Annotated in this window: 17 protein-coding genes; 13 read left to right on the plus strand and 4 right to left on the minus strand. The window is 66.0% G+C overall.

Going from position 1 to position 12,810, the window contains the following annotated elements:
* The first annotated feature begins 42 nt into the window (after positions 1–42).
* The 12 genes from KF783_RS03150 to KF783_RS03205 all read left to right on the plus strand — a co-directional run bounded on the left by KF783_RS03150 (position 43) and on the right by KF783_RS03205 (position 7,961).
* Positions 43–462, plus strand: a complete 420-nt coding sequence (locus tag KF783_RS03150) for an SUF system Fe-S cluster assembly regulator (protein WP_294076499.1) — start codon at positions 43–45, stop codon at positions 460–462.
* Positions 462–1,925 carry a Fe-S cluster assembly protein SufB gene (gene sufB / locus KF783_RS03155; protein ID WP_294076501.1) on the plus strand — a complete coding sequence of 488 codons (1,464 nt, stop codon included), beginning with the start codon at positions 462–464 and terminating at the stop codon, positions 1,923–1,925. Before KF783_RS03150 ends, sufB begins: the two co-directional genes overlap by 1 nt.
* Positions 1,922–2,305 (plus strand): hypothetical protein, encoded by a 384-nt coding sequence (locus KF783_RS03160; RefSeq protein ID WP_294076503.1) that lies wholly within the window; start codon positions 1,922–1,924, stop codon positions 2,303–2,305. The genes sufB and KF783_RS03160 overlap by 4 nt, the downstream gene beginning before the upstream one ends.
* A 6-nt stretch (positions 2,306–2,311) precedes the next feature.
* Positions 2,312–2,899, plus strand: coding sequence for a hypothetical protein (locus KF783_RS03165; protein ID WP_294076505.1), 588 nt, complete (start codon positions 2,312–2,314; stop codon positions 2,897–2,899).
* Positions 2,893–3,435: a hypothetical protein gene (locus KF783_RS03170; RefSeq protein WP_294076507.1), complete on the plus strand. Its 543-nt coding sequence runs from the start codon at positions 2,893–2,895 to the stop codon at positions 3,433–3,435. The genes KF783_RS03165 and KF783_RS03170 overlap by 7 nt, the downstream gene beginning before the upstream one ends.
* Positions 3,436–3,513: 78 nt before the next feature.
* The gene (gene sufC / locus KF783_RS03175) at positions 3,514–4,257 is read left to right on the plus strand and encodes a Fe-S cluster assembly ATPase SufC (RefSeq protein WP_294076509.1); all 744 of its coding nucleotides are present in this window, start codon (positions 3,514–3,516) and stop codon (positions 4,255–4,257) included.
* A complete protein-coding gene (locus KF783_RS03180) occupies positions 4,254–4,646 on the plus strand; it encodes a hypothetical protein (RefSeq protein ID WP_294076510.1) in 393 nt (130 codons plus the stop codon). The genes sufC and KF783_RS03180 overlap by 4 nt, the downstream gene beginning before the upstream one ends.
* On the plus strand, positions 4,643–5,740 hold the full coding sequence (locus KF783_RS03185; RefSeq protein ID WP_294076512.1) for a SufD family Fe-S cluster assembly protein: 1,098 nt from the start codon (positions 4,643–4,645) through the stop codon (positions 5,738–5,740). The genes KF783_RS03180 and KF783_RS03185 overlap by 4 nt, the downstream gene beginning before the upstream one ends.
* A complete protein-coding gene (locus KF783_RS03190; RefSeq protein ID WP_294076514.1) occupies positions 5,737–6,948 on the plus strand; it encodes a cysteine desulfurase in 1,212 nt (403 codons plus the stop codon). The genes KF783_RS03185 and KF783_RS03190 overlap by 4 nt, the downstream gene beginning before the upstream one ends.
* Positions 6,945–7,418, plus strand: coding sequence for an SUF system Fe-S cluster assembly protein (locus KF783_RS03195; RefSeq protein WP_294076516.1), 474 nt, complete (start codon positions 6,945–6,947; stop codon positions 7,416–7,418). Before KF783_RS03190 ends, KF783_RS03195 begins: the two co-directional genes overlap by 4 nt.
* Positions 7,418–7,774, plus strand: coding sequence for an iron-sulfur cluster assembly accessory protein (locus KF783_RS03200; protein WP_294076518.1), 357 nt, complete (start codon positions 7,418–7,420; stop codon positions 7,772–7,774). Before KF783_RS03195 ends, KF783_RS03200 begins: the two co-directional genes overlap by 1 nt.
* Complete coding sequence (locus tag KF783_RS03205) at positions 7,740–7,961, plus strand: hypothetical protein (protein WP_294076520.1); 222 nt, start codon at positions 7,740–7,742, stop codon at positions 7,959–7,961. Before KF783_RS03200 ends, KF783_RS03205 begins: the two co-directional genes overlap by 35 nt.
* On the opposite strand, the gene KF783_RS03210 is transcribed toward KF783_RS03205, so the two are convergent.
* On the minus strand, positions 7,958–9,088 hold the full coding sequence (locus tag KF783_RS03210) for a site-specific DNA-methyltransferase (protein ID WP_294076522.1): 1,131 nt from the start codon (positions 9,086–9,088) through the stop codon (positions 7,958–7,960). The two genes, KF783_RS03205 and KF783_RS03210, sit on opposite strands and share 4 nt — an antisense overlap.
* Positions 9,089–9,429: 341 nt before the next feature.
* On the opposite strand from KF783_RS03210, the gene KF783_RS03215 reads away from it, so the two are divergent.
* Positions 9,430–11,025 carry an isocitrate lyase gene (locus tag KF783_RS03215; RefSeq protein WP_294076524.1) on the plus strand — a complete coding sequence of 532 codons (1,596 nt, stop codon included), beginning with the start codon at positions 9,430–9,432 and terminating at the stop codon, positions 11,023–11,025.
* A 151-nt stretch (positions 11,026–11,176) separates the two neighbouring features.
* On the opposite strand, the gene KF783_RS03220 is transcribed toward KF783_RS03215, so the two are convergent.
* The 3 genes from KF783_RS03220 to thiD form a co-directional block, all read right to left on the minus strand.
* On the minus strand, positions 11,177–11,299 hold the full coding sequence (locus KF783_RS03220; protein WP_294076525.1) for a hypothetical protein: 123 nt from the start codon (positions 11,297–11,299) through the stop codon (positions 11,177–11,179).
* 64 nt (positions 11,300–11,363) lie between these two features.
* Entirely contained in the window at positions 11,364–11,987 is a 624-nt protein-coding gene (locus KF783_RS03225; RefSeq protein WP_294076527.1) for a ribonuclease HII, read from the minus strand.
* On the minus strand, positions 11,980–12,771 hold the full coding sequence (thiD, locus tag KF783_RS03230) for a bifunctional hydroxymethylpyrimidine kinase/phosphomethylpyrimidine kinase (protein WP_294076529.1): 792 nt from the start codon (positions 12,769–12,771) through the stop codon (positions 11,980–11,982). The genes KF783_RS03225 and thiD overlap by 8 nt, the downstream gene beginning before the upstream one ends.
* Positions 12,772–12,810 lie beyond the last annotated feature (39 nt).

Raw genomic sequence — 12,810 nt, forward strand, 5'->3', positions numbered from 1 at the left:
TTCCGATTTGAGAATGGCTCGCAATTTGCGCCCCGGAGACTCATGCGCCTTTCGGCCCAGACTGACTATGCCGTCGTGATGCTGTCGGCCGCCGCGCGCCATTGCGGCGTCACCGGCCGGTTGAACGCGACGCTGCTCGCCGACGAGACCGGCCTGCCGCTGCCGACGGTGCAGAAGCTGGTCAGCCGCCTGTCCGCCGCGGGCCTGATCGAAAGTGCGCGCGGCACTGGCGGCGGGTTTCGCCTGGCCCGCCCGCCCGCAGCGATCAGCCTTGCCGATATCGTCGAGGCGATCGAGGGGCCGATCGCGATGACCGCCTGTGTCGATACCGGCCGCCACGATTGCTGCATCGAGGAAAACTGCCGCGTGAAGCCGCACTGGAACGCGGTCAACGCCTCGGTTCGCGGCGCGCTTGCCGGCGTCACCCTCGCCACCCTCTCGACCCAGCCGGAACCTGCCTGATGGCCACCAAGAACGCAGAGGCGCTCGCCGCCGCCAACAAGAAATACGAATGGGGCTTCGCGTCCGACGTCGAGCAGGAGTTCGCACCCAAGGGGCTGAGCGAGGACACCGTCCGCTTCATCAGCGCCAAGAAGGGCGAGCCCGAATGGATGCTGGAGTGGCGGCTCAAGGCGTATCGCCACTGGCTGACGATGACCGCGCCCGACTGGGCGAAGCTGAACGTGCCGCCGATCGATTATCAGGACGCCTATTACTACGCCGAGCCGAAGAAGAAGCCGACGATCAGTTCGCTCGACGAACTCGATCCGGAAATCCGACGCACCTATGAAAAGCTCGGCATCCCGATCGAGGAGCAGAAGGTGCTCGCCGGGGTCGAGGGCGCGCGCAAGGTGGCGGTCGATGCGGTGTTCGACAGCGTTTCGGTCGCCACCACCTTCCGCAAGGAGCTGGAGGAAGCCGGCGTCATCTTCCGTTCGATCAGCGAGGCGATTCGCGAATATCCCGATCTGGTAAAGGCGTGGCTGGGCAAGGTCGTGCCGATCCGCGACAATTATTTCGCGGCATTGAACTGCGCGGTCTTTTCCGACGGCACCTTCGTCTATGTGCCTGAGGGCGTGCGCTGCCCGATGGAGCTCAGCACCTATTTCCGCATCAATGCGGAAAATACCGGCCAGTTCGAACGCACGCTGATCGTCGCGGACAAGGGCGCCTATGTCAGCTATCTCGAAGGCTGTACCGCGCCGATGCGCGACGAGAACCAGCTGCATGCCGCGGTCGTCGAACTGGTCGCGCTCGACGATGCCGAGATCAAATATTCGACCGTCCAGAACTGGTATCCGGGCGATGAGAACGGCAAGGGCGGCATCTATAATTTCGTGACCAAGCGCGCGCTGTGCCAGGGCCGCAATTCGAAGGTCAGCTGGACGCAGGTCGAAACCGGCAGCGCGATCACGTGGAAATACCCGTCCTGCGTGCTGAACGGCGAGAACAGCGTCGGTGAATTCTATTCGGTCGCGGTGACCAACAACCGGCAACAGGCCGACACCGGCACCAAGATGATCCACAATGGTCGCGGATCGCGCTCGACCATCGTGTCGAAGGGGATCAGCGCGGGGCGCAGCGACAACACCTATCGCGGGCTGGTCCGCGTGGCGCCGGGCGCAGAGGGGGTCCGCAATTTCACCCAGTGCGATTCGCTGCTGCTCGGCGACGCCTGCGGCGCGCACACGGTGCCGTATATCGAAGTCAGGAATCCTTCAGCTCAGATCGAGCACGAGGCGACCACGAGCAAGATCAGCGAGGACCAGATGTTCTACGCCATGCAGCGTGGCCTCGATCAGGAAGCGGCGGTCGCGCTGATCGTCAACGGCTTTGCCAGGGAGGTGCTCCAGCAGCTCCCGATGGAATTCGCGGTGGAGGCACAGAAGCTGCTCGGCATTTCGCTTGAGGGGAGTGTGGGATGATCGCGGTGATGATCGCCCTGGCCGTGCAATCGACGCCGGTGGCCGACGAAACGGTGACGGTCGAAACCCCCGTTACCGTTACGACCGCCACCAAACTCGACATTCCAGACGAGATCGCACCCGCGCTCTTTCCCTATGTTTCGTGCCGGATTGCGAGCCGGGGCGAGGAATTGCGCCAGAACGGCGTCGTGGTGAAGCCGGTGGTGGCAAAGGGCGCCGATTGCAGCGCGGCGCGCAAGAGAGCGGCGAAGGACGCCAACGGCGTTCTCAAGCAGAACAGCGGACAGTCGGCCAGCGCGCGCGGCAAGATCATCGCCGATGCCCTCGCCGCGATCGACGCCTTTCCGCCGACCGCCCAGGCCGATGCGAAAGCGCAATAGCACGACATGATCCGCGCCCTTTCAATCATCGCGTCTGCGGTCGCCATCCTCCTTGCCCCCGCTGCGCAGGCGCAGGTGATGATCGCCCCGTTCGGTGTCGTTGCCTATCTCAACAGCGCCTGTTTGTCCGATCCGAACGAGGCGAATTTCGAGACGCGCGCCCGGGCCTGTGCGGAACAGCACGCAGCACTGAAAAAAGAGATGGATCCATACGTCCGCATTTACGCGCCGGGCAATGCGCGCGAGGTGTTCAAGCGGATGGACGGACTGTTCGCGGAACAGGAAAGAGCCGCTCGCACGCGCGCGAATGGCGGCGAGGAATTGACCGTCCTTTATTCCGATCACCTGCGATGCCTGGCGAACGCGATGCGCGGCGATCGGGAATTTCGTCGCGGCAATGGCTTTCCGGTCGCGCGGGTCCGGGAGAGTTGCCCGGAAACCCGCGCGCGCCTTCTCGCGCAGGACGGGACGGATGCGGACCGACGATCGATCGCCGCGCTCGATCGCGTCGAGACGCGTGGCTGGACAGCGGGCGATTATGGGCCTTCGACCAATTTCAAACAGGGTGCCTTCGCCCCTGGAGGGGTATGGTGACGCCGCTCGTGCTCCTCCTCGCGCTCGGCGCGCAGACCGCCACTCCGCAGGTGCCTGCGGAGAGCGCCGCTCCGCAGGCACCTGCGGAGAGCGCCGATGTCGTCTATGACGAAATCGTCGTCGAGGCGAAGGTGGGACGCGTCGCGCTGATCTTTGATCGCGCCGCCGACGGGCGTCTGATCAACTGCCGCGTCTTCGTTTCGAGCGGGGTCAAGAAGCTGGACGACAGCGCCTGCAATTCGCTGCCCGAGTGCATCACATCGACGGCGGGCAGGAAATATTGCGGCGGCGACGGCACGCAGGGGCTCGTCGCGGTGGAACCAAAGACCCTGCCCGCGCAACCCGCGCCCGAACTCGGGCTTGGCAAGCTGCTCAAGCCGGACCCGCCCCGGACGCCGGCGGTCGGCCCCTCGATCGGCAAGCAGGATGCGGAGGATGCCAACCGCATGCGCAAATTGCCGCCGCCGCCACGGGACGAAAGCGGCAGCGGCCCGGCAATCACCTTTGGCAGCGGCCAGACCGACGGGCCGAAATGACAGACCGCCCCCGCCTTTCACACCGTGCCGGCGACATGCCCGCGCGGTTCGTCACGACCATTTTCAACGGAACCCTTCATGCTTTACATCGATAACCTCCACGCCGAAATCGACGGCAAGCAGATCCTGAACGGCCTGAGCCTCACGGTGAATGCGGGGGAGATCCACGCGATCATGGGACCCAACGGCGCGGGCAAATCGACGCTCGGCTATGTGCTCGGCGGACGGCCCGGTTATATGGTGACGCAAGGGTCGGCGACCTTTGACGGACAGGACCTGCTCGACATGGAACCGGATGCACGTGCGGCAGCCGGGCTGTTCCTGGGCTTTCAATATCCGGTCGAAATCCCCGGCGTCTCCAACCTCCAGTTCCTGCGCGAGAGCCTGAACAGCCAGCGCCGCGCGCGCGGCGAGGCGCCGTTGTCGGGCGCCGATTTCCTGAAGCGCGCGCGCGCGCAGGCGGCGGGACTGGAAATGGACGTCGAGATGCTCAAGCGTCCGGTCAATGTCGGCTTTTCGGGCGGCGAGAAGAAACGGAACGAGATGGTGCAGATGGGCATCCTCGACCCGAAGCTGGCGATCCTCGACGAAACCGATTCGGGCCTCGACATCGATGCGCTGCGCATCGTCGGCGACGGGATCAACCGCATCATGCGCGCACCCGACAAGGCGGTGCTGCTTATTACCCATTATCAGCGCCTGCTCGACGTGGTGAGGCCCGATGCGGTCCATATCCTTGCCGGCGGGCGGATCGTCCGGTCGGGGGGGCCTGAACTCGCGCTCGAGCTTGAGCGTGACGGCTATGCGCAGGTGGCGGCATGATCTTCGCCACAGCTCTCGCGCTCGCCGCTCAGGCGGCACCCGCCCCTGCCCCCGACGCCACTGCCGCCGCGAGCGCGCAGGACGAGATCGTGGTCATCGGCCAGCGGCTGAAGGAATGGCGCGGCACCTGGCGCCTGGTCGGCGACAAGGTGGCGTGCAAGACGCTCAAATCGACCGGTGACACCGCAATCGATGCGATCGGCTGCCAGGCGATGCTCGTATGCATCGGGCCGGAAGTGCCGGCGATCGAATCGCTCGCCGCGCAGGCGAAGGACAAGGTGGTGTTCAAGCAGCAGCTCGACGCCAAATTGCAGACGCTGGTCCCCTGTCTCGACAAGGCGCGAACCGCGGGGATCGCCGGATTGGCGAAGGAACGGGGCCGCAAATGACCCGGACCGCGACTCTCGCTGCGCCGGCGAAGGAGGACTGGCGCTGGTTCGACGCCGCGCCGCTCGACGAACTGGCGGCCGCGCCCCGCCAGTCCCTTCCCGACATCGCATCGCTCTGGCTGGACCTGCCCGGGCCGCGCCTGCTGTTTCACGACGGCGTGTTCATCGACGGGGCGAGCCGCCCGGGTCCGCTGCGGATCGCCGCCGCGCCCACGGCGCCGCGCCCGACGCCCTATTCGCGAAGCGATACCGCGCCGGCGCAGGCGGGCTATGTCCTGACGCTGGAGCCGAACGCGGCGCTGGAGGGACCGATCCAGGTGATCCACGCGACCAGCGGCGGCGTCGCGTATCTGTCCAACCAGTTGGTGATGATGCGCGATGCGGTCGCTTCGCTGGTCGAAACCCATGTCGGTCCGGGATGGAGCAACGCCGATCTGCGGGTCGATCTGCACGACGGCGCACGGCTGATGCGCGCCGTGCGGGCGCGCAAGGACGGCGGCGCACACATCGATTATTGCACGGCGTCGGTCGCCGGCGCGGCCAGCTTCACCAGCACCGCGCTGGTCACCGGGTGCCGCACCGCGCGGATCGAGGCACAGATCGTGCTGACCGGGGCGGGCGCCTATGGCGAGGCGGGTGGAGCGCTGCTGACCCGCGCGAGCGAGCGCGCCGACGCGGCGACGGTGATCGACCATGCGATGCCGGAGGGGACCAGCCGCCAGCTGTGGCGCGCGGTCGCGACCGACACGTCCATGGCGAGCATGGCCGCCCGCGCGGCGGTACGCCGGCACGCACAGAAGGCCGATGGCGAACAGTCCCTGCGCGGCCTGCTGCTCAAGCGCACCGCGACCGTGAACCTCAAGCCGGAGCTGGAAATCTTTGCCGACGATGTGAAATGCGCGCATGGCGCGACGGTGGGGGAGCTGGACGCACGCGCGCTGTTCTACCTGCGCTCGCGGGGGATTTCGGAGGCGCGGGCAAAGGCGCTTCTCACCCACGCCTTCGTCGCCGACGCCCTCGACCGGATCGGCGACGCGGCGGTGCGCGCGGCGTTCGCCGCGGATGCGGACGCGTGGCTGGAGACGGCGCTGTGACGGCGTTGGCCCAGACCGCCCCGCTCGACCTGCTCGCCGACTTTCCGGCGATCCCGGCCGGCTGGGCCTATCTCGACACGGCAGCGACGTCGCAAAAGCCGCAACCGGTGATCGATGCGATCACGCGCGGCTATGCGCGGGATTATGCGACCGTCCATCGCGGCGTCTATCAGCGGTCCGCCGACATGACGCTCGCGTTCGAGGCGGCGCGACGGCGCGTGGCGCGGTTCATCGGCGGGCAGGACGACGAAGTGGTGTTCGTGCGCGGCGCGACCGAGGGCATCAACCTGGTCGCGCAATGCTGGGCCGGAACGCAGCTGAAGGCCGGCGACCGCATCCTGCTCTCCACGCTGGAGCATCATTCGAACATCGTGCCGTGGCAGATGGTGGCTGAACGCACCGGCGCGCAGATCGACGTGGTGCCGCTGACCGACGATCACCGGATCGATCTCGACGCGATGGCCGCGATGCTGACCGAGCGGCACCGGCTGGTGGCGCTGGCGCATGTATCCAATGTGCTCGGCTCGGTGCTGGATGCGAAGCGGGCCGCGGCGCTTGCCCATGGAGTGGGGGCGAAGCTCCTGCTCGACGGGTGCCAGGCGGTGCCGCGCCTGGCGGTCGATGTCGCGGACCTGGACTGCGATTTCTACGTCTTTTCCGGACACAAGCTGTATGGGCCGACCGGAATCGGCGTCCTGTGGGGTCGCCGCGACCTGCTTGAGGCGATGCCGCCCTATCAGGGGGGTGGGTCGATGATCGACCGGGTGACGTTCGGCGGCACCACCTATGCCCCGCCGCCGGGCCGGTTCGAAGCGGGAACGCCCCATATCGTCGGCGTCATCGGCCTGCACGCCGCGATCGACTATGTCGATGGGATCGGACTCGATTCCATCCATGCGCATGAGACCGCATTGGTCCACCGGACGCGCACGACGCTGGCCGGCCTCAACAGCGTCCGCCTGTTCGGCCCCGAGGACAGCGCGGGGATCGTGAGCTTTGAGGTCGAAGGCGTGCATCCGCACGATGTTGCCACCATATTGGACGAAGGCGATGTCGCGATCCGTGCCGGCCATCATTGCGCCCAGCCGTTGATGGACGCGCTGGGCGTCGCCGCGACGGCGCGGGCCAGCTTCGGCGTCAATAACGGCGCGGCGGATATCGACGCACTGATCAAGGGAATCGAACGAGTGACGAGGATCTTCGGATGAACGAAGAGCGCAAGATCGAAGTGGAAGAAGTGTCGGCGGTGCCGCCGGCACCCAGAGCGCGTGTCGAGAGCGGTGCCGATCCGCGCGCGACATTCGAACGCAAGCGCGACTATCTGGAAGGGTTTCTGGCACAGAAGCCCGCCGATATCGGCGCGGGCGAGCCCGGCGGCGCGACCCATGACGCGATCATCGAGGCGCTGAAGGAAATCTATGATCCGGAAATCCCGGTGAACATCTATGACCTCGGCCTCATCTACAATGTCGAGGTCACCGATGCCGGCCATGCCGTCGTGACGATGACGCTGACCACGCCGCATTGCCCGGTCGCCGAATCGATGCCGGGCGAGGTCGAATTGCGCGTCGGCGCGGTGCCGGGCGTGGGGCATGCCGAAGTCAATCTCGTCTGGGACCCGCCCTGGGACCCGCAGAAGATGAGCGACGAGGCGCGGCTCGAACTGGGAATGCTGTGATGGCCGAAACCACGACTCGCCCGCGCCCCGCCGCGATCATCCTGACGCCCGCCGCCGAGCAGCGCGTCGCCGACCTGATGGCGCGCGCGCCGGCCGATGCGGTGGGGGTAAGGCTGTCCACGCCGCGCCGCGGCTGTTCAGGCCTTGCCTATTCGGTCGATTATGTGACGCAGGCGAACCCGGTCGACGAACGGATCGACACGCCTGGCGGGACATTTTTCGTCGATGGCGCTTCGCTACTCTATCTCATCGGATCGACCATGGACTGGGTGGAGGACGACTTCACCGCCGGCTTCGTCTTCAACAATCCGAACGCGAAGGGTGCGTGCGGCTGCGGCGAGAGCTTCACTGTCTGAGGCGACGCCAAAATCGCGGGCGACGCGCAACGCCGCGATCGCGGCGGCGGTCCTGCTCGCACCGGGCGGGTTCATCCTGGGAGGGCTGCTGGTCGCCCGCGCGCTGAAAAAGCGGCGCGAGAACCCGCCACCCGCACCCGCCGATGCGGGGGCGGAGGCGGATGACGACGAGGCCGAACCGGCTTAAGGCTGGGTGGCGAGCAGGTAGGTCTGGCGCAATGCGTCGATCGGCTTGAGGCCGTCCTCGGCCTCATAATGCCAGAAGGTCCAGCCGTTGCACGAGGGCGCGCCCTGGAGCGTCGCGCCGACCTTGTGGATCGAGCCGGCCGCCCCGCAATCGGTGAGCAGCGAGCCGTCGGCCTTCACCACCGCGCGCCACCGGCGCCGGGTATCGCTCAGCACCGCGCCGGGGGTCAGATACCCGGTTTCGACCAGCGTCCCGAACGCGACACGCGGCGCCTGTCGCGGCGCCATCATCGTCGTGACCGCGCTCTCGTCCAGCGGCAGCGCCGCCGCGATCCGCTCCTGCGCAGCCTCGACATAGCCGCCCTCACGCTCGATGCCGATCCAGTGGCGCCGCAGCCGCTTGGCGACCGCGCCGGTGGTGCCGGTGCCGAAGAACGGATCGAGCACCACGTCGCCCGGTTTGGTGCAGGCGAGCATCACCCGGTAGAGCAGGGCTTCCGGCTTTTGCGTCGGATGAACCTTGGCGCCATTCTTCTTCAGGCGCTCCTGGCCCGAGCAGATCGGAAATTCCCAGTCGCTGCGCATCTGGAGCTCGTCGTTGAGCGTCTTCATCGAACGATAGTTGAAGGTGTATTTCGCCTTCTCCCCCATCGATGCCCAGATCAGCGTTTCGTGCGCATTGGTGAACCGCGTACCCTTGAAATTGGGCATCGGGTTCGCCTTGCGCCAGATGATGTCGTTGAGGATCCAGAAGCCCAGATCCTGGATCGCGGACCCCACCTTGAAGATGTTGTGATAGCTGCCGATGACCCAGATCGTGCCGTTGGGTTTCAGGATCCGGCGCGCCTCTTCCAGCCAGGCGCGGGTAAAGGCGTCATAGGCGTTGAGCGAATCGAACTTGTCCCAATCGTCGGTCACCGCATCGACATGACTGCCGTCGGGCCTGCTGAGGTCGCCACCGAGCTGAAGATTATAGGGTGGATCGGCGAAGATCATGTCGACCGACGCGGCGGGAAGCGCGCGCATCGCCTCGATACAATCCTGCTGGATGATCGAATCGAGGGGCAACACATCGACCCAGCTGCGCGTGCGCACATCCGGCCTTGCCAGCTTTTCGATGACCCCCATTAACCGCTCCCACCCCGTTGAACCGGCGAAACGCCACGAAAGGGCGGACTCCGTCAAGCGAACAATGGTTAACGAAAACCCTTGGGATTCCGTTAACTTGGCGGAACATTTCGGGACTTGTCCACATATTGAGTCCGGAACTTATCCACAGGCACTATCTCTGGGGTGTGGCGAAAAAGACCCGCGCCCTGGGCAGCGACCCGCCCGACTTATGTAAGAAATTTACAGAATTACGTATAGCGGGCCGCGCATCACCGACCCGTTGACCCCGCCAACGACGCAAATTTGGCCGATTCTCGTGTAAATCTGAATAAGACGCTCGCAACACAGCGAGGTGCAGCATGACCTATCAGGACGAAATCGCCCGGGCGCGGACGCCCATCGACGCGCAACAGGGCCGCTGGAACGGCATCGACGCCGAATCCGTGGCGCGGATGCGGTTGCAGAACCGCTTTCGCACCGGTCTCGACATCGCGAAATACACCGCCGGGATCATGCGCCGCGACATGGCCGCCTATGACGCGGACCCCGCAGCCTACACCCAGTCGCTGGGTTGCTGGCACGGCTTCATCGCGCAACAGAAGATGATCTCGATCAAAAAGCATTTCGGCTCGACCAAGGGGCGTTACCTGTACCTGTCGGGCTGGATGGTCGCCGCGCTGCGCAGCGAATTCGGCCCGCTGCCCGACCAGTCGATGCATGAAAAGACCAGCGTGCCGGCGCTGATCGAGGAACTGTACACCTTCCTCAAACAGGCCGATGCGCGCGAACTGGGCATGATGTTCCGCGATCTCGACCATGCCCGCGACACGGGCAACGAGGTCGAGGTCGCGCGCATCCAGCACGCCATCGACCAGTATGAGACGCATGTCGTGCCGATCATCGCCGATATCGATGCCGGGTTCGGCAATGCCGAGGCAACGTACCTGCTGGCCAAGAAGATGATCGAGGCGGGCGCCTGTGCGCTGCAAATCGAAAATCAGGTCAGCGACGAGAAGCAGTGCGGCCATCAGGACGGCAAGGTGACGGTGCCGCACGAGGACTTTCTGGCGAAGGTCCGCGCCTGCCGCTACGCGTTCATGGAACTGGGCGTCGATGACGGCATCATCGTCACCCGCACCGATTCGCTGGGCGCGGGACTGACCAAGCAGATCGCGTTCAGCAGGGAGCCGGGCGATCTGGCCGATCAGTATAATGCGTTTCTCGACTGCGAGGAGATCACCGATCCGAGCCAGTTGCGCGGGGACGTGGTCATCGAACGCGACGGCAAGCTGATGCGGCCCAAGCGGCTGCCCAGCAACCTGTTCCAGTTCCGCGAGGGGACCGGCGCCGATCGCTGCGTGCTCGATTGCATCACCAGCCTTCAGCATGGCGCCGACCTGTTGTGGATCGAGACCGAGAAGCCGCATATCGAACAGATCGCGTCGATGGTCGATCGGATCCGTGCGGTCGTGCCGGATGCCAAGCTGGTCTACAATAACTCGCCGAGCTTCAACTGGACGCTCAATTTCCGGCAGCAGGCCTATGACCGCTGGGTCGAGCAGGGGCTGGACGTTTCCGCTTATGACCGCGCCCGGCTGATGAGCGCCGACTATGACGGGACTCCGCTCGCCGAGGAAGCGGACGAAAGGATCCGTACCTTTCAAAAGGATGCGGCGGCGCGGGCGGGCATCTTCCACCACCTCATCACCCTGCCGACCTATCATACCGCCGCCCTGTCGACCGACAATCTGGCGAAGGAATATTTCGGTGAGGCCGGGATGCTGGGCTATGTCCGCAACGTCCAGCGCCAGGAGATCCGCCAGGGGATCGCCTGTGTGAAGCACCAGAACATGTCGGGCAGCGACATCGGCGACGATCACAAGGAATATTTCGCCGGCGAGGCCGCGCTGAAGGCTGGCGGGGTCCACAACACGATGAACCAGTTCGCGGCGTGACGCCCGATCCGGCGCCGCTCCACCCCGACCGGTCGCGACCGCTGCGTGACCGGTCGGGGTGGAGCGGGGCCGACGGCACCGACGACTGAATGAAGGATTTCCTGGGGAGGAAAGGGGTCCGTCGCAGCCGATGCTGCGGCGGGCCTTTCCTTCAACCCTCGAATTCGACCAGCACCGAACGGGCATTCCGTTTCGCAGGCCCGGGATACACCGCCTCGATATTGTTGCCGGCAGGATCGATCAGCCGCCCCCGGTGCAGCTGCCGGCTTTCCATCGGAGGAGCCCTGTTGTGGCTGGCGGTCCCGCCCCGTCTCCCATTCGTCGAAGCTGGGTTCCGGCTACTCGCGCCCAACCGCCGAACCGAAGGCGAGTTCCGCCTGCGCCACCGGAGCGAAGCTGCGGCGATGATGCGGCGTGGGGCCGAGCGTTCGCAATGCTTCCTGGTGCGCCCTGGCGGCATAGCCCTTGTTCGATGCCCAGCCATAGCCGGGGAATGCCGCGTCCAGCTCCGCCATCATGCAGTCACGGCGATGCTTGGCGACGATCGAGGCGGCGGCGATCGACAGGCAGCGCGCGTCGCCGCCGACCACCGCCTCCGACGCATGCGGCCAGTCCGGACAGCGATTGCCATCGACCAGCACATAGGCGGGCGGCAGGTCGAGCGCGGCCACCGCGCGCGTCATCGCCAGCATCGTCGCCCAGAAGATATTGAGCCGGTCGATCTCTTCCACCGAGCAGATGCCGATCCCGACCCGCGCGCAGCCGAGGATCGCGGCGGACAGCGCGGCGCGCTTCGCGGCGGACAGCGCCTTTGAATCATCGATGCCGGGCGGGATGCATGCCGGATCCAGGATCACGGCGGCCGCAACCACCGGCCCGGCGAGCGGCCCGCGCCCCGCCTCGTCCACCCCGGCGACCGGGCCGCGCGCGGCATGGCGGGTTTCGAAGGCGAGATCAGGCATCGTCGTCATCCTCGTCATCGATCACGTCGAACGGGACCATGCCGAGCGCATGGCCGATCGGCCCATGCCCCTCCCCCAACCCGGGCGCATTGACGATCGCCAGCCGGACGAAGCGCACCGCCTGGACAAAGGCATCACCGATCCCCAGTCCGGCACCCAGCCCCGTGGCGAGCGCGGTGGCGAAGGTGCAACCGGTGCCATGGGTGTCGGTGGTGTGAATTCGCTCCGCCGACACCTCCATCACCAGCCGGTCCTTGGGCGCATAGAGGCGATCGACAATCTCGTCCCCTTCGCCATGTCCGCCCTTGTCGGCGAGGTGGCAGCCAAAGCGCAGCACCGCGGCGCGGCCACCCAGCGCCTGGAGTTCGGGTCGATTGGGGGTCACGACCGAGGCGAGTGCCATCAGGCGTTCAAAGGCGGCGACGGTCGCGTCATCGGCGAGCGGGGCGCCGCTGGTCGCGATCATGACCGGATCGAACACGATCGGACAATCGAGCGCCTCCAGCCGTTCGGCGACCGCATCGGCGATCCGCGCCGATCCGATCATGCCGATCTTCACCGCGTCCACGCCGATGTCCGACGTCACCGCGTCAATCTGTGCCAGCACGGTTTCGACCGGCACCGGATGGATGGCGGTGACGCCCAGCGTGTTCTGTGCCGTGATCGCGGTGATCGCGGTCATCGCGTGGCCGCCCAGCATGGTGACGGTGCGGATATCGGCCTGAATACCCGCGCCGCCGCCCGAATCGGACCCGGCGATGATAAGGATGCGCGGAATGCTCATGAACGGGTCCGAAGCGCGCGGGTGACCCGCCCGACGCGA

Origin of the sequence: Sphingomonas sp., from assembly GCF_019635455.1 — a bacterium.
Lineage (GTDB): Bacteria > Pseudomonadota > Alphaproteobacteria > Sphingomonadales > Sphingomonadaceae > Sphingomonas.